The following is a 16,597-nucleotide window of genomic DNA, read 5'->3' as shown; positions in this document are numbered from 1 at the left end:
TTTCCTCAAATAGAAAGTTTTTTGTATGTTCGGGGGCCCATGATAGCTGTCCCTACCCGAATGAATGTAGCGCCTTCCTGTACTGCCGTTTCAAAATCAGAACTGGTTCCCATCGAGAGCTCTGACCAATCAATCGAAGGCATTTGAAAGGTCAAATACTCACGTAGTTTACTCAACTTTTGGAAATATGGACGAACCGCTTCTGCCTCGGCAGATAAGGGCGGCATGGTCATCAATCCATGGATTTCAAGAGATTTACAGGCAGCAATCTGCCCAATTTCATCTAGTAAGTTCCCCCATTGTTGCGGATCCCACGCATTGAAACCCTGTTTTGATTCTTCACCTGATACATTCATTTCCAATAGTACTGGTAAAGTTCGGCCTGTGGATTCCAATTCTTGATTCAATTTTTGAGCAATGGAAACCCTGTCCAAAGAATGCATATAACAGAAGGACTCTGCTACCACTCTGGCTTTTCGGCTTTGCAGATGTCCTATCATATGAATTTGAAGATCCGTATAAGCAGTTAATGTATTAAGTTTTCTGGCAGTTTCTTCAGGATAGTTTTCTCCAAATAAACGTGCTCCGGCATTATAGGCTTCGACGATTTTTTCTACAGGTTGCCCTTTGGTAACCACAAGCATTTTGACAGAATCCATCGGTCTTCCGGCAGCTGTAATGGCAATTTGAAGTCTCTCGCTGATTCTCTTATAACGATCGGCTATGGTAGATGTAAGGATTTCAGACATTTTTTTCCTCGTTCAATGCCAGCAGGGCACCAAAACGTCCGGTATTTCCATTTTCAGCTCTGTGTGAAAACCAATCCCTGGTATGGCAGGCGGTACAGATCCCGGCTAGTTCAATATTCTTCACACCACTTTCAATCAGAATACGTCGATTTGCTTCCCAAAGATTCAAGGTCGTTTTCCCGTTGATATCAGTCTCTAAAATGTTATCGAGATTGTTGAAGCAAATTTCTGCATGTTGAATAACATCCTCTTTGACTTCATAATGGTCAGGTCCAATAGACGGACCTATGCCAACATAAATATCTTCTGGATTTGAACCGAAATTCATCTGCATAGTTTTAACACAATCCGCAGCAATACGATTCAATGTGCCGATTCGACCTGCATGAGCAACTCCGATGCAGTGCTTTTGGGGGTCATAAAAAAATAACGGTACACAATCGGCAAAACGCATAAAGAGGGTGATCCCCGGTTTGTTGGTAAATATGGCATCTGCCTTTTCATGCTCCTGATCCAACGGACGGGGAGATTCTGTACAAATTGCCCTGTTGCCATGTACCTGCCAGACATCAAAGATGGATTCAACTGGCAGGTTAAAACAGGAAAAAATCCGTCTTCGGTTTTCGATAATATTTTCGCGTGTATCGCCACTCAGTCCACCCAGATTCAATGACCGCCAGGGTTCCGGGCTCACTCCCCCGTTCCGGGAAAAAATCCCTTGATGAACAGGAAATCTTGAAAAGGATTCAAATTCAAAATACGAAAGTCCACCAGATTTTTTCATTGTCATGATTTTGTTTCTGTTGAACCAGATATCTGATCTGCAATCGCCATTTTTGCACCCAACAGCGTTCTGGTTTCATGCATCGATTCTTCCAACAATGGGTAAAGATACCAGGCTGTTGTACCTCCAAACAAAGCACCGGTCACTACACGCAGTAAAGGTGTGCTTTCCCGAAGAAGAACCCATGACGGCAATCCCCCGGCCAGGCCGGGTAATTGAGAAAACCCGTCCAATGCAATTGGCATCAACCCAAAAGCCAACCAGAAATACCATCGTATGGGTTTGATTTTCTTCCCTGTCAGGGCGAATATCAAACCAAATAAGAGCATACTGCCGTAAATCGCCGTATCTCGTTCACAAAGTGCAACTTTGTAACCCATCTTTTCATTCCCAATAAAAGCACGGGCTTCAAAAATGTCTTTCGATGTAATCCCAGTTTCTTCTTCAAATGTTTTTACACCGGGAATATGCGCGAGATCACGAGGATAATAAAACTGTTCGCCAAAAAGGAACCAGGAACGGAATCCCAATTGATGGCAAAGCGGTGAATACATGGCATAAATTACTCTGGCAGGAGCCACCAGATCAATTTTCATAAGAACTGGAGCCAGAAATGGCAATCCGGCATACAAGAAGATACCTAAATTGACAAGCAACATAAGGTGTTTACTTAGCCAGTATGAAAAACGGTCTGTTTTTGAAATCGTATGCCCCCGGGTGATCCGCTGATGATATGTTTTATCACCAACATTCTCAAGATGTTTGGCCCGGTCGATGGATGCACCGAGGGCGATTTGTAAATCCATTTTTCTAAAAGGTGCATGAATTACATATGGCCCGATTTTAATATAGGGAAATTGAGTCCTGGCTTCCACATGTCGGTCCATTTCAATTTGGTCTGCATCAACAACAGCCAGTTGATGTGGATAATCTGCCTGTAACTCATTCAAAAAAAGTAAAACTTCGTCACATCCCTGACTGTCAGACTTGCGGTAGAGGGTTACTGTTACCATGCGTCAATTCCAATGGTTTCAAGATTTTTCTGTAGCAATTCTTTATTCAACTGTCCAACATAATGAGATCGAATGATACCTTCTTTATCAATAAAAAAGGTGGCAGGATAGGCAAATACACCAAATTCATCCGTAACCATGCCATTTTCATCCAATAGAACAGGGAAATTATATTTGTTATTTTCAATGAATGATGCTACTGTTACTTTTGATTCTTGAATATTGACAGCCAAGATTACCAGGTCATCAGAATGGATTGCTTTCAAGTCCTGGAAAAGAGGCAACTCAGATTTGCAAGGCGGACACCAGGTAGCCCAAAAATTAATCACCACCGGTTTTCCATTCAAATCTTGAATCTTGTATTTTTTTCCAGTTATGTCAGATAATTCAAAGTCAGGAACTGGTGAGCCAATCTTAGGTTTCTTTACCAGATAGGCAAACGGATTACTGCTTTCTGTTTTTTGATTGGATTCATTCATCCTGGTTTGGATATTATCCACAATCAACCAGATAACCAGCAAAATAAAAATAACGTAATACCAGTTCTTTAACAGTTTCACGATAAGCCTATATCCCTAGATTTATCCCTGATCCTAATATGGCAAGCTGTTCATACAAACCGGTAAGAAGCAATATTCCAAGCACAACAAGAACGATACCCATCATGATTTCAATGGAATGAGCAATCCGGTTGGGGAATTTCCAATAATTCTTTATCCAGTTTATCCCTATGGCCATTAATAAAAATGGAATGGCAAATCCTAAAGAGTAGGCTGTCAACAACCAGAAACCGGTAGAAATCGAAGTTTCATTTGCTGCCAGAGTCAGTATTCCTCCCAGAATCGGACCGACACAAGGAGACCAACCGGCGGAAAAAAATACTCCCATTAAAAACGAGGAGAATAATCCCTGATTTTTTTCAATTTTTGTTGTTGGCCGTAAATCATAATCCAGCCATTGAATGTGCAACACTCCAATCAAATGCAAACCGAATAATATAACGAGAATACCACCAATTCTGGCCAGCCAAATCCGTATACCAAACAGTAAAACCCCGATGGCAGAGGCAGCCAAACCCAATCCAATAAACACAAGGCTGAATCCAAGTATAAAAAACAGCCCATGGCTAATAATCATCCATCGGTTTGCCAGGACTTCATCCGTCGAATTTGAAGCAGCTCTCCCACCCAGATACCCGATATATGCCGGCATCAGGGATATAACGCAGGGAGTAAAGAAAGATGCCAGGCCGGCAATAAAAGCCAGCCCTATAGTCACTGTCACTTGTATTTATCCATCAGTTACATTGACAATTGTTCCACCCGGCATAGAAACCGTTAAATCACCGGGATAATATGATACTGTTGGAGTAGTCCAACGGAAAATCCATTTTGAGTCTTCCGGTGAGGCATTTACGCATCCATGCGATACCGGCATTCCATAGTTGTTATGCCAGAAAGTGGAATGAATGGCTACGCCTTCGCCAGAAAAAAGGCTTGTCCAGGCAATACCGGGAGTATCCCAACCATTACCGGTGGCTCCACCCGCCATATGGATGGATAATAATTTCCGCCAGATCGGATGCGGTCCCGGTGGAGTCATCCAGTTGTCCACTAACTTTCCATCGGCATCATATTTTGCACCAGTGGAAACACGACAGAAATACACTTCCTTTTTGCCTTCAAAACAAGACAGGGTTTGCTCAGCTACACTGACCTCGATCCGTTTGTCAGAAACATCCGGATTGATCGGCGATAATTCGTCTGCTGTGATTGGACGGAACGCTTCGGCTGCCGCCCAGAAAATATCACCAGGGTTTCCATATTTCTCATTTACTCGATATTGGACTTTGCCCTCAGAAGTTGTCCGGATATCATCCACCCAGATTACCTGGCTGTAGTACAGCCGTGGGTATTGGACAACATTAATCCAATTCCCCACAGCTACAGTATTGACCAATGACAGGTCGACAATAGGGACAGTGACTTCCACCCACATACCTTTTTCTTTTTCATTGGATGGCAAAGTGGAAACCGGTTGGTTGGGATTATTTTTCACTGGTTGAACACTTCCAGCGAACAGATAGCCATTTGGAGTTTCCACCCAGGTTCTGTTCATTAATCCAGTGGGCAGTTCTCCAACGACTGTTCGGTTCCATTGAACCAGTTGATCCTGATACAACTTCCCGACAGATTGCGCATCAGCAGACGGCCTTATTCGCAAATTTACTGAACCCACACATATTCGTCCCAGGTTTTCCCCTTGAGGGATCTCTTGCACAGGTTGCAGCCAATCCAGCCGGGGTTTGATTGCCACAAGACCAAAACCTGCAACAGAAAATTTCAAGAAATCTCTTCGACTGATTTTATTCGTCATAATAATTCCAACCATTTAACCGGTGAATTCTTTCCGATCAATCATTTCTTTAATTCTAACTATTCCTGGTTCCCAGTATGTATCGCCAGCCTCATAAGGTATAAGGTTTCTAATAAGTTCGTAATTATATCCTGTACCTTTTCCCAGATGGGTGTTTTTCTCGTCGCGTAAACGTTGTGTCAATGCACGGGATGCTGTAAATAATTCGCTTGCCAGAATGTGCTTCAGATTCTCCAATAGACTCCGAGCATGACGGGCTGCATTCATGGAATTAGCGTTGTGATCTTCCTGATTTGCCGAGGTAGGCAGTGAATAGACGGAATCAGGGGCTGCCAGTGCTTGATTCTCCAGTACAAGAGAAGCTGCGGTGTATTGCAGCATCATCAGGCCGGAATTTAACCCTGCATCTACCTGAGAATCCACGAGCATCGAAGGTAAACCACTGTTCAAATTTCCATCGAGAAGACGGAAAATACGGCGTTCAGAGATAGCCCCAATTTCAGCCGCGGCGATTTTCAAAACATCCATTGCCTGGGCGATCGGTTCTCCATGGAAATTTCCTCCAGAAATTGCACTCCCCGATTCAAATAACAATGGATTATCTGTGGCTGCATTAATTTCAATTTCTATTAATCCTTTAACATAGTTCAAAGCATCTTGACTGGCTCCATGAACCTGAGGGGCACACCGTATGGAATATGCATCCTGAACCCGACCAGCCGAATCTACCAGAGTACTGCCAATAGTATTTGACCGAATCCTCCGGGCAGACTCGATCTGCCCTTTATGGCCTCTTGCGTTATGAAGCCGTTCATCAAATGCAGACGAACATCCTTTGACAGATTCAAGGGTCATGGAAACAGCGAGGTCAGCCAGTCTCAAGTAATATTCAAAATCAATAACACAGAGTGCAGCAATGGCGGCAGAAAATGTTGCCCCATTGCTTAACGCCAGACCTTCTTTGGGTTGAAGGATGATCCTTTCCAATCCAGCCGCCTGCATGGCAGCTTTCCCAGACATTGTCTGTCCATGAAATATAGCCTCACCAGAAAGTGCTTCGTTATCATCATCATCACGTGTTAGGATTAAACCAAGGTGACAGAGAGGTGCCAGATCACCCGAAGAACCCATAGACCCTTTTTCCGGGATTAAAGGAATGACACGATGGGTATTCAAATCAAGCAATCGTTCAATAAGGACAGGTCGTGCTCCAGAAAAGCCTTTTGCCAGTGTATTTGCTCGAATCAAAATAGCTGCTCTGACAATATCTTCAGGTAAATAATTCCCTGTTCCCACAGCATGGCTTAAAATTAAATTCCGGGCTAATTTTCGGGCATCTTGTTTATTAATCCGGCGATCAGAAAAAATCCCATAACCAGTGTTTATTCCATACACAGGTTTCTCAGAAGCCACGATCTCGTCAACCCATGATCGCGATTGAACGATTTGATCTTCAGCCTGTTTGGATAATTGTGCTTGCTCCCCTTTTCGTGCCGCGTCTTCAATTTGATCGAGTGTCAGGTCATACCCCGTCAATTCAATCATAGCTTTATTATCCTTTCGGCAGCAACCAATTTCCCAATAAGAGAGCCATTAATGGTACGGTAACATTATCATATTCTTCTACAGGAAGCGATTCGATGGCTGTACAAACCATTCCGATACAGACCATCGGTAAAAGAAATGTTTGAATAGGTTGAGTGAATGAACCTGCCTGCAAAAAGATGAAGATTACAAAAAGAGCAAATCCGGTGCCTCCCAGAAACATGGCAACTGAACCAGCCCAGGTTTTATTTGGAGACCATGACAGACGAGTCTTCCCAAATCTTTTTCCGATAATATCAGCCAGACCGTCCCCTCCACTAAGCATCATCAGTGCGGTAATGCCTGTGGCTGAATTCTTCCAATAGATCATAGTCAGTAAAACAAATGCTATTCCATAAATGAGTGGTCCGCGTAAGATTTCTCGACGGTCACCGCGTCGGGTCATGGCATCTACAGATGCCTGATCTTTCATTATTCCCAGACCAACCAGTAAAAATTGCATCGAGATCATCAGTGGAATAATGGCAGCCAGATAACGGGATAATCCTTCATCAGGAAAAAGCAACCAGCAAATAACAAAGATCGGTCCCGTTCCTATATGGATGATCTTCCGGCTGGTTGGCCCGCTTATCCATCCTCTATGTGCAAAAAAATCATTTAATCGCAGCCAACTGACAGCAAGAGCCAGTGTAACTACCATGGCCAGCCATTGATTCATCATTATATAAATTTGCCTCTACCCGTTCTTACCTGATTGTTCGCGACGGATTTCCCGTTCGGCATCACGTTTTGCCATAACATCGCGCTTGTCATATAACTTCTTACCTTTAGCCAGGGCGATTTCCACTTTTGCCCGGCCGTCTTTCAGGTAAACCTGTACAGGAACTACCGTCACGCCCTTTTGACGCACTGAATCAAACAATTCCCGAATTTCCCTTTTATGCAATAACAATCTACGGGGGCGTTTCGGGTCATGATTAAAGCGGCTGGCCGCTTCATAAGGTGCAATATGTGAATTTATCAACCAGGCTTCATGATCATTTACTTCTACATAGGCTTCTGCCAGGCTAATTTGACCGGCACGAATGGATTTGATTTCTGTTCCGGCAAGTGAAATGCCGGCTTCAAATCGATCCAATAAGAAGTATTCAAAATGAGCCTTTCGGTTATTGGCGACGACTTTGATGCTCATAGCACAATTTTAACATACTAGCCTAAAGTAAACAGCGCCAGACCAGCAGATAACCGGGCAATGGAAACAATCCACAGGGCGATGTGCAGATCGGTAACCTGTCCTAATAACGGCCCGCCCAGAGATCCCGCCAGAATACCAGCATTGAAAACCAGGTTATACCAGGCCAGATACCCTGCCCTGCCGCCAGGTGGTGCCGCTTCAAGTACGTAATTATAGATGGTTCCACCTACAAATCCCCAGGCTATTCCCCCAAAAATATTGGCAACATAATAGAGCGTTGGTCCTGTGCTTAATGCAAGAAAAGCAGGAAAGAAACCCAGCAAGCCTACACCAAAACCAAGAGCTTTTTTATATCCATACTTCCGGGTAATTTTCTCCAGACGTATGGATACAAGAAACATTAAGACATAAAAGATACCGGTACCAATGGAAATAACTTCATCAGAAATATGAATAATATTGACCTGATAAATGGGAAAGATGGCTATGCCAAGGTATTGGGAAAAATGGAAGAAAAAGAGCAGCCCAATTTTTTGGCCATATCGGCCTTTTAATACATCAAACCGCAGTAATTCTTTGAAAGCGCTTGTTTTGCTATCGTCATATCGAATCTGTTCTATGGCGTGTTCATCTTTAAAGGCCGGTTTAACAAATGCAAGATGCATTGTGCTCATGGCCGCACCCAAAAAGCCGATTCCAAATACAATCTGATAATTTAATGGAAAAACAATCTGAGTCAAGATTTGACCGCAGGCTAGTGTGGTAATAATGGTCGTAATGGAAAGAACGGCATTCCGAATACCGGCTACCCTGCCTCGAAAATTCACAGGAATAGAATCGGCAAACAATGCATTAAAACCAATGGCTTGTGCAGTTCCCGGAATAGACATGATGAATGTAACCATCAATATGATATTCATCTGTACAGCCTGTGTGAAAAGAACCGGGATGAAGATCATGAAGCCATAAAAGATTCTTTGCAACGAGGCTGAAACAAATTCCAGCCGGTCAACCGGTTGTTTGGCTAAAAAGTGACCGGCAGGCAGGGCAACAAGCAAATTAACAATCGCCTGCGCACCATTGATCATGCCAACTTGAAATGTTGATCCACCAATGCGGGCAGCATAAATTGATAAGAAGGCCAACGTGCTACCTGTAAGCACGCCAAACCATAGCATATCTAAGTAAAGGTGGATACTGTTCTTCGCCAGTCTATTCCGGCGAACGCGCGTCAATAAGGGTATTTCAACCTTCATCTGTTTTCCTTCAAATTACGGAGACGAAGTATACACTGCCTGTAACATTTTTATGTGTTGGATTGATTATAATAACCATATGTTTTGAAAGAATTTAGGGAGAATTTATCATGCCAGATATCGCAATTGCCCTCGGTGGTGGTGGTGTAAAAGGGATTGCCCATTTGGGTGTATTACGCGGCCTTCAAAAACAGGGACTTACAGTTAAAGCGATCGCAGGCACCAGTGCAGGCGGTATTATCGGTGCTGTTATCGCAAAAGGGATACCTCTGGATGATGTGGTCAACCGGATAATTCATCTCGATCAAACTGAATTCTTCAAACTCAGTTTGAATAAAGCTCCTGCCCTGCTTGATCTTTCAGGGTTTGCGAATGTATTGGTTGAAATGCTGGGCGATACCGCTTTTGAAGATTTACCCATTCCATTTGCCTGCACCGCCGTGGATATCAAAGCCTATCAGGAAGTCATCATCAGCAAGGGAAAAATTCTGGATGCAGTTCTGGCTACCATGGCCATTCCGGGAGTATTTCCTCCCAAAGAAATGGGAGACAATCTTCTGGTAGATGGCGGCGTTCTGGATCCAGTGCCTGTCAGTGTTGTGAGATGGCTGGCACCTACTCTGCCGGTAATCGCCGTAGTTCTCTCACCCTCTCCGGAAGGCTGGGCCCATGTACCTTCACCCGGTTTGGAAAGTGTCTCCATGCTTCCCAGACCAATTATGGAAACTTTTTCGAAATTAGCCATTACCCAGGCTATGAATATCTATACCAGTTCCATGGATATTAGCGGACGTATGCTTTCAGAATTACGCTTGAAAATTGATAAACCAGAAGTGATCATACGGCCGAAGGTAGAAAAATTCAACATCCTTGATAAAGTGGATGCCGAAGAAATGATTAAAATCGGAGAAGATGCTGTCGAAGAATCAATGGATAACATTCGAAAAGCCCTGGATTGGCCTAATGCCATCGGTCGGTATTTTCGAAAAGTTGAATTACCAGCCCGACTGGTTGGAACAGAAGACGAAGAGTTCACCCCCAACGAATGACTGACTTAAAAAAGTACGACTCTCAAACTGTTACCCGATTGATTATCGGTGGAATACTTATATTATTCATCATTGGTGATGGACTGATCTATCTCATTTATGGAACCGGTGCGGCAGGTATGGGGCTCATTTGCCTCCTGGCTGGTATGGTGCCGATTTTACTGGTAATGGGAGCCATCTGGCTCATGGATTGGATTGTAAAACGTGCAAATAAAGATTCTCGATGAAACAAGTCTGGTTGAAGCTCACGGATGGATAGCCCGAGTTCGCCCTCCAACACAACCCTGGAATAACCGGGTCGTTCTGCTTCTTCACGGGTGGACCGGAGATGAAAACATCATGTGGATTTTTGCTCGGAAATTGCCGGCAAATTGTTGGATGTTGGCACCTCGCGGTCCATTGAACTCTCCGGATGGCGGTTATGCCTGGGGAATCCCGGAAGATGGTAAACGACCGGATATATCCCGTTTCCTGGCAAATGCTGATGGTCTGATGCAGCGAATGCCTGATTGGGTTCCAGATTTCTCGTCTGTCACCCGTCTGGATATTATTGGATTCAGTCAGGGAGCTGCCATGACATATGCCATGTGTTTGAACGCCTCACCAGTGAAGGTCGCTCCACTGGCAGGCTATCTTCCACCTGGAATGTCGGACCTAATCAAAGATCGGGATTTTTCCGGATTAAACATGTACATCTCACACAATACAGATGATGATATTGTGCCGGTTGATGAATCAAGGAAAGCTGTTGACCTTTTCTCCAGCCGGGGTGCCATTGTTAAATATGATGAAAAGACCGGCGGACATAAATTGAGTGCCGCCGGTTTTAATGGTTTAAATAATTTTCTCAAAGATTAGCGCCGTTGTGTAAAAGATACTACGCCCAGCAGAGCGCCCACGATGATCAGGGATATGATAACCAAACCTGGTGGTACGCCCGTCCTGCTGCCTCCCACATCCACCGCTTGAAATGTGGGGATTTGCAGGGGAGCCGGAGGTGTAAAAGTAGGCAAACGAGTTGGAACACTGGTAACAATGAATTGGGCAGCCAGCGTAGGATCAATGGTTGCCGTCACCAGAGGTGTTGGTGTTGGGGGCGGTTCAATTACATTTAATACGCTCCCGGGCATCAGATCCACCAGGGGAGCATATAGCCATGCCGTACCACCTTCTACACCTGGGTAATCCACCAGAATCCATTCGCCACCTGGAGACTTCCCTTTGGCTGGAATGACCTGTCCTGCCAGTAATACGCCAACCTTGGGGTATAAAGTGCCGGGCCCGGATCGAACATTTATCTGTTCCTGATCTAATTTAACGGTAACAGCAGCACCCATTGCTGTGCTGGTTACTGTTGGAATAGACCCAGTTGGCATTTGCGGAAGCCCGCTCGCTTTAACAGGAGTCATTTGCATTACAAACAGGATAAAAAAGAGACAGGATGCTCCACCTGTTATCAATATCCATTGGATAATTTTATTCTTCATAAGTATTCACAACCAAAACATTATACCTGCGTATATAATTAGAGATTGTAAAAAAATACGAAACGGGCTGATTATAACCTAAACATGGACCAGAAGAATTATCACGGAAGTATCCTGCCAGTAGATGTCGCGACTGTGTTGAATTCGCAATTCAACCGGGGAGCTTTTAGAGTCATGAAACAGGGGAATGATGATCAACTGGCTGTTCAAATTGCCAACAATGAGACACTGTCTGGCGGTCAAACAGCCCTGACGGTGATCATTCAGAAGATCGAAGATGGTGTCTCCGTTAAGATTGGTCAGCAGGCTCTTTTTGGGGTGGCTGCCAGCCTTGGTTTCTCCATTTTTTCGGCATTGCGAAATCCCTGGAGTTTACTGGGTCGTTTGGATGATATCGCCACAGATATTGAATCTCTTCAACTAACCCAGCAGGTATGGGACTGTATTGATGCTTTTGCCCGTTCGGTTGGTGCAAGCCAGGAGCTTTCAGAACGGTTGCGTAGACTTGAATGCGACTATTGCGGCAGCGCCAATCCGGTAGGGGAATCAAATTGTGTAGCCTGCGGGGCACCGCTGGGTGGCATACAGCCTCATACATGTAGTAAGTGCGGTTACGTTTTCAAAACTGATGAAAAATATTGTCCAAATTGCGGCACAATCAAACCTGTAGATTACTGATCGCCTGTTTCTACATCATGCCAGCACCGGCCATTGGAACTGATAAAATCATCCGCTCCCGGTGGTCCCCACGTACCGGCTTCATAAACAGGAAGGTTTTTCACCTGAGTCTTATCCCAACCTTCAAGGATTGAATTGGTGAAAGCCCATGCTGCTTTTACCTCATCTGAACGAGTAAAAAGTGTGGCATCTCCTGCCATACTATCTTGAAGCAATCTGACATAGGCTTCAGGCGGATTTCCACCAAATGCTTTGCGATAATTGAATTCCATCCGTGCCGGGGCTATCTGGTTAATTGGCCCGGGACGTTTTGCCCCAAAGGTCAGTGTAATTCCTTCATCGGGTTGAAGATTGAGCACAAGAATATTGGGGGCTGTTCCAGCCATATTTTGCCAGTCAAACAACGGCAGTGGGACTTGTTTGAAATGAATGGCGATTTCGGTGAGAAATGCAGGCATGCGTTTGCCAGAGCGAACATAAAATGGAACTCCAGCCCAACGCCAATTGTCCACGAACAGACGCGCTGCCATATATGTTTCTGTAATGGAATTGGACGCAACACCATTTTCATCTTTATATCCGGGTACACGATGCCCATCAATCAGACCTGACGCATATTGTGCCCTGTATGTGTTTGCCAGAACATCTGCATCTTTCATCGGCCGCAATGACCTCAGGATTTTCACTTTTTCATCACGTACGCTCTTATCATTGAACGCCACAGGTGCTTCCATGGCTGTCAGACTGAGTAGTTGAAGCAAGTGGTTTTGGAAAATATCCCGAATAACACCCGCTCCTTCGTAATACCCTGCCCTTGTACCAACGCCATTCTTTTCTGCCACAGTAATTTGAACATGGTCAACATAATGATTATTCCAAAGAGGCTCAAAAATACCGTTGGCAAACCGAAATACGAGGATATTTTGTACTGTTTCTTTTCCCAAATAATGATCTATGCGAAATATTTGATTTTCCTGGAAAACTTCGTGAACTGTCTCATCCAAATTAGTTGCAGAGTCAAGGTCACGTCCGTATGGTTTTTCAATGACGATACGAGTCCACCCACCATTGTGCTTCGAAAGATCACTTTTTCCGATCTGCCTGATAATTCCTTCATAAGCATCTGGCGGTGTAGCCAGGTAGTACATGATGTTGCAGATACCTTTTTCATCAATAACCCTTGATAGTGCTTCATATCCTTCAGGGTCATCGAAGTTAGAAGAAACATAAACGGCATTAGAAAGAACTTTATTCACCAGTTCCTGGTCAACAGGTTGGTTTTGTGCGTACTGATTGATGCCCTCTTTGAGATTCTGTTTTAGGATTTCATCCGTCCAATCCCTCCGGGCAAAACCAATAATAAGGAATGGATCTGGTAGACGATGCCCTGCGGCTAATTCATAGATGGCCGGGATCAATTTTCTTCGGGTCAAGTCGCCAGTTACCCCAAAAATGATAAAGGCCGTTGATCCAGCGCTTTCACAGGTAACAGAATCATTGAACATAGTTTATTTCTCGGTTTTCATGGTATGTCCGCCAAATTGATTACGCATGGCAGAAATGAGACGATATGCATAGCTATTTTCTTCCCGGCTGTCAAACCGTCTAAACAGCGCGGCAGCAATTGCCGGCGCAGGTACATCCTGCTTGATGGCCTCATTAACCGTCCATCGTCCTTCTCCCGAATCTGAAATCCAGGGCTGAATATGGCTTAACTCCTGATCGTTTTCAAGTGCCAGGGAGATAAGATCAAGCAGCCAGGAACGAATGACAGAACTATGCCGCCAGATTTCTGAAATCTGATGAAGATCTAAATCAAAATCCTTACGTGATTGCATCAGATCATATCCTTCGGCAAAGGCTTCCATCATCCCATATTCAATACCGTTGTGTACCATCTTGGTAAAATGACCCGCCCCTGATGGTCCAACCAGCCCCCAGCCGGTTGTTTCTGAAGGGGCAAGGGACTTAATGAGAGGAATAATTGTTTTGAAGGCTGCCTCTTCTCCACCCACCATGATGGAATATCCTTCCTTCAATCCCCAGACACCACCAGAAACTCCGGCATCCAGAAAGTGAATTCCTTTCTCTGTCAATTCTCTGGCAATCCGCATACTATCATTGAAGTTGCTGTTTCCACCGTCTACAATCACATCATCTTTAGACAACGATTGAGATACCTGAAATATCGTATCTTCTGTTACCTTGCCCGCAGGAACCATAAGCCACACGACTCTCGGCTTTGAAAGCTTTGAGACACCATCTGCAATACTGGTCACCGGGATAAGCCTCCCTTCGTTTGCCAGTTTTTCCGCCACGGTAGTATCTCGATCATATCCAATTACATCATGACCCGCCAACAGCCACCTGCGAGCCATATTTCCACCCATCTTACCCAGTCCGATCAGGAAAACCTTCATGGTTAACTCCAAATGTTTTTATATAAGAAGAATACCTATGAGATGATTATATAATCATCATAATTCTAATTTTTCAGGCAGGAAAAATAATGGCTGAAATGCACAATCTTTTAACAGATATTGAAGGGATTAAAGTAGGACATGCCCAGAATATTGATGCTCTAACAGGCTGCACAGTGGTTCTCGTTGAAAAAGGTGCTGTTGGTGGCGTTGATCAACGAGGTGGTGCCCCGGGTACTCGAGAAACAGATCTTCTGCGTCCCATGCACATGGTGGATAAGATTAATGCCATAGTCCTTACCGGTGGTTCGGCTTTTGGCCTCGATGCAGCAACCGGGGTCATGAAATTTCTTGAAGAACATGGTATTGGTTTTAATTCCGGGATTGTTCGAGTGCCTATTGTTCCGGCAGCAGTTTTATTTGATTTGGGTATCGGTGATCCGGCTGTCCGGCCTGATGCTGACATGGGGTATCAGGCTTGTTTGAACGCAACATCCGGTGAATTTTCACAGGGTAATGTGGGAGCCGGAACAGGTGCTACCGTTGGAAAAATATTCGGAATGAAACAGGCTATGAAATCGGGTATTGGATCAGCCAGTATGGAAATTGGTGGTGGTGTTATCGTCAGTGCATTGGTGGCTGTCAATGCATTTGGAGATGTTGTTGATCCAACCACAAGGCAGATTATTGCCGGAGCCCGACCTATGCAGGCAGGCCCCATAAATATTGGCGGTAAAGATAAATTTGCCGATACCTTGAATGTAATGAAAAGTTTCGCTGGCCGTACCATCATGGGTTTTGCCTCTGCTGCTTCCAATACTGTGATCGGAGTCATTGCCACCAACGCGAATTTGAATAAGGAAGAGACAAATAAACTGGCACAAATGACACATAATGGACTGGCATTGTCCATACGACCGGCTCATACCATGTTTGATGGGGATACCATTTTTGCGCTGGCAACGGGAAAACATAAGGCAGATATTAATATTGTTGGGGCATTTGCCGCAGAAACCATGGCACAGGCTGTAATAAATGCAGTTAAATCCGCAGAACCGGCGGCTGGTCTACCCAGTTCGAGTATTCTCTAATCTAGTTTTAATAATAAAAGTCAGATATAATAGTTTCTTTAGAAAACGCTCGTTCACCATTTTAGTAAAGAAAGGAAGACTTGATGGTCCAGATTATCGCTGATACGCTTTCCAGTATTCCGGTTTCCACGGCAAAAGACCTGGGCATACCATTCCTCCCCCAAATTGTGATTTTTGGAAATGAATCCTACCGTGATGATTCTGAAATGGATTCAGCCCTTTTTCTAAAGAAACTGCGTTCTTCCAGTCAGCTTCCGAAAACAGCCGCCCCGCCCCCGGAACTTTATAACCCATATTATCAAAAGATCAAAGAAGAAGGAAATTCCGCCATTGTGATCGCTCCATCTGCCAGTTTGAGTGGAACCGTCAGATCAGCAGAAGTGGCAGCGTTGGAATTTCCAGGAGTGGATATCCGGGTGCTCGATACAAAAACAATTGCTGGCGGTTTGGGCGAGCTTGTTCTAATTGCCAATCAATACGCAAAAGACGGAATGGATACAGATACAATTTTTACAAAAGTGACGAATCTGGCTTCCCGCAGCCGTACATATTTCCTCGTTGATACCCTTGAATATCTGTATAAAGGCGGTCGGATTGGCGGTGCTCAGGCGTTGTTTGGTTCAATCTTGCAAGTAAAACCGATCTTGACCCTTGTTAATGGTCGTACCGAACCGGCAGAAAGTCAGCGTACGAAAAAACGAGCTTTGGCCCGTCTTATCGAGATTGTGATGGAAGACTGCCCGCACTCAGGTGACGCCCATCTATGCCTGTCTCACGAAGCAGCCGATCCGGCTGATATCGCCTATCTCACAGACCATTTCAAATCTGATCTTGGATTTGAAAACATACCTATTTACGGTCTGCCACCGGCCATATTGACCCATGCCGGTCCGGGAGCCATCGCTGTAAGTTATATTCGTGACTCCAAATAAATAGACAAAAAATGAGCCTGAT

General features: G+C 44.5%; 19 protein-coding genes. 6 read left to right on the top strand and 13 right to left on the bottom strand.

Features of this window, described 5'->3' with window-relative positions; translation table 11 throughout:
* Window positions 1–5: 5 nt before the first annotated feature.
* The 10 genes from LTAR_RS06695 to LTAR_RS06650 are packed head-to-tail and all read right to left on the bottom strand — an operon-like array spanning window position 6 to window position 8,918.
* Window positions 6–749: a YggS family pyridoxal phosphate-dependent enzyme gene (locus LTAR_RS06695; protein WP_062421398.1), complete on the bottom strand. Its 744-nt coding sequence runs from the start codon at window positions 747–749 to the stop codon at window positions 6–8.
* Entirely contained in the window at window positions 742–1,533 is a 792-nt protein-coding gene (gene pgeF / locus LTAR_RS06690; RefSeq protein ID WP_269079264.1) for a peptidoglycan editing factor PgeF, read from the bottom strand. Before pgeF ends, LTAR_RS06695 begins: the two co-directional genes overlap by 8 nt.
* Window positions 1,534–1,535: 2 nt before the next feature.
* Entirely contained in the window at window positions 1,536–2,546 is a 1,011-nt protein-coding gene (locus LTAR_RS06685; RefSeq protein WP_062421396.1) for a DUF2085 domain-containing protein, read from the bottom strand.
* Window positions 2,540–3,106 (bottom strand): TlpA family protein disulfide reductase, encoded by a 567-nt coding sequence (locus LTAR_RS06680; protein ID WP_062421395.1) that lies wholly within the window; start codon window positions 3,104–3,106, stop codon window positions 2,540–2,542. The genes LTAR_RS06685 and LTAR_RS06680 overlap by 7 nt, the downstream gene beginning before the upstream one ends.
* Window positions 3,107–3,113: 7 nt before the next feature.
* A complete protein-coding gene (locus LTAR_RS06675; protein WP_062421394.1) occupies window positions 3,114–3,830 on the bottom strand; it encodes a cytochrome c biogenesis CcdA family protein in 717 nt (238 codons plus the stop codon).
* A 6-nt stretch (window positions 3,831–3,836) separates the two neighbouring features.
* Window positions 3,837–4,922 carry a L,D-transpeptidase gene (locus LTAR_RS06670; RefSeq protein WP_158423403.1) on the bottom strand — a complete coding sequence of 362 codons (1,086 nt, stop codon included), beginning with the start codon at window positions 4,920–4,922 and terminating at the stop codon, window positions 3,837–3,839.
* Between the two features lie 15 nt (window positions 4,923–4,937).
* A complete protein-coding gene (locus LTAR_RS06665) occupies window positions 4,938–6,467 on the bottom strand; it encodes an HAL/PAL/TAL family ammonia-lyase (RefSeq protein ID WP_062421392.1) in 1,530 nt (509 codons plus the stop codon).
* Between the two features lie 7 nt (window positions 6,468–6,474).
* A complete protein-coding gene (locus tag LTAR_RS06660; protein ID WP_236686582.1) occupies window positions 6,475–7,188 on the bottom strand; it encodes a diacylglycerol/polyprenol kinase family protein in 714 nt (237 codons plus the stop codon).
* Between the two features lie 15 nt (window positions 7,189–7,203).
* Window positions 7,204–7,659: an SsrA-binding protein SmpB gene (smpB, locus tag LTAR_RS06655; protein WP_062421391.1), complete on the bottom strand. Its 456-nt coding sequence runs from the start codon at window positions 7,657–7,659 to the stop codon at window positions 7,204–7,206.
* Window positions 7,660–7,676: 17 nt separating this feature from the next.
* Window positions 7,677–8,918, bottom strand: a complete 1,242-nt coding sequence (locus LTAR_RS06650; RefSeq protein WP_062421390.1) for an MFS transporter — start codon at window positions 8,916–8,918, stop codon at window positions 7,677–7,679.
* A gap of 110 nt (window positions 8,919–9,028) precedes the next feature.
* On the opposite strand from LTAR_RS06650, the gene LTAR_RS06645 reads away from it, so the two are divergent.
* From LTAR_RS06645 to LTAR_RS06635, 3 genes are read left to right on the top strand one after another with little or no spacing between them, the layout of a single operon-like run.
* On the top strand, window positions 9,029–9,967 hold the full coding sequence (locus LTAR_RS06645; protein WP_062421389.1) for a patatin-like phospholipase family protein: 939 nt from the start codon (window positions 9,029–9,031) through the stop codon (window positions 9,965–9,967).
* Window positions 9,964–10,194 (top strand): hypothetical protein, encoded by a 231-nt coding sequence (locus LTAR_RS06640; RefSeq protein ID WP_062421388.1) that lies wholly within the window; start codon window positions 9,964–9,966, stop codon window positions 10,192–10,194. Before LTAR_RS06645 ends, LTAR_RS06640 begins: the two co-directional genes overlap by 4 nt.
* A complete protein-coding gene (locus tag LTAR_RS06635) occupies window positions 10,172–10,825 on the top strand; it encodes an alpha/beta hydrolase (RefSeq protein WP_062421387.1) in 654 nt (217 codons plus the stop codon). Before LTAR_RS06640 ends, LTAR_RS06635 begins: the two co-directional genes overlap by 23 nt.
* Here LTAR_RS06635 and LTAR_RS06630 read toward each other — a convergent pair.
* Complete coding sequence (locus tag LTAR_RS06630) at window positions 10,822–11,454, bottom strand: SH3 domain-containing protein (protein WP_062421386.1); 633 nt, start codon at window positions 11,452–11,454, stop codon at window positions 10,822–10,824. The genes LTAR_RS06635 and LTAR_RS06630 overlap by 4 nt on opposite strands.
* 84 nt (window positions 11,455–11,538) lie before the next feature.
* Here LTAR_RS06630 and LTAR_RS06625 point away from each other — a divergent pair, with 84 nt between their 5' ends.
* Entirely contained in the window at window positions 11,539–12,132 is a 594-nt protein-coding gene (locus LTAR_RS06625) for a zinc ribbon domain-containing protein (RefSeq protein WP_081419856.1), read from the top strand.
* Here LTAR_RS06625 and zwf read toward each other — a convergent pair.
* Both zwf and gnd read right to left on the bottom strand, forming a co-directional pair.
* Window positions 12,126–13,637 (bottom strand): glucose-6-phosphate dehydrogenase, encoded by a 1,512-nt coding sequence (gene zwf / locus LTAR_RS06620; RefSeq protein WP_062421384.1) that lies wholly within the window; start codon window positions 13,635–13,637, stop codon window positions 12,126–12,128. The two genes, LTAR_RS06625 and zwf, sit on opposite strands and share 7 nt — an antisense overlap.
* A gap of 3 nt (window positions 13,638–13,640) precedes the next feature.
* Window positions 13,641–14,552, bottom strand: a complete 912-nt coding sequence (gene gnd, locus LTAR_RS06615; RefSeq protein ID WP_062421383.1) for a phosphogluconate dehydrogenase (NAD(+)-dependent, decarboxylating) — start codon at window positions 14,550–14,552, stop codon at window positions 13,641–13,643.
* Between the two features lie 98 nt (window positions 14,553–14,650).
* Between gnd and LTAR_RS06610 the strand changes: the two genes are divergently transcribed.
* Both LTAR_RS06610 and LTAR_RS06605 read left to right on the top strand, forming a co-directional pair.
* Window positions 14,651–15,643, top strand: a complete 993-nt coding sequence (locus LTAR_RS06610) for a P1 family peptidase (RefSeq protein ID WP_062421518.1) — start codon at window positions 14,651–14,653, stop codon at window positions 15,641–15,643.
* Between the two features lie 83 nt (window positions 15,644–15,726).
* Window positions 15,727–16,575 (top strand): DegV family protein, encoded by an 849-nt coding sequence (locus tag LTAR_RS06605; protein WP_062421382.1) that lies wholly within the window; start codon window positions 15,727–15,729, stop codon window positions 16,573–16,575.
* The last annotated feature ends 22 nt before the right edge of the window (window positions 16,576–16,597 follow it).

This window comes from Leptolinea tardivitalis (assembly GCF_001050275.1).
Taxonomy (GTDB): domain Bacteria; phylum Chloroflexota; class Anaerolineae; order Anaerolineales; family Anaerolineaceae; genus Leptolinea; species Leptolinea tardivitalis.
Note: the sequence above shows the minus strand (reverse complement) of the source record. Positions and strands in the feature narration are given on the sequence as shown.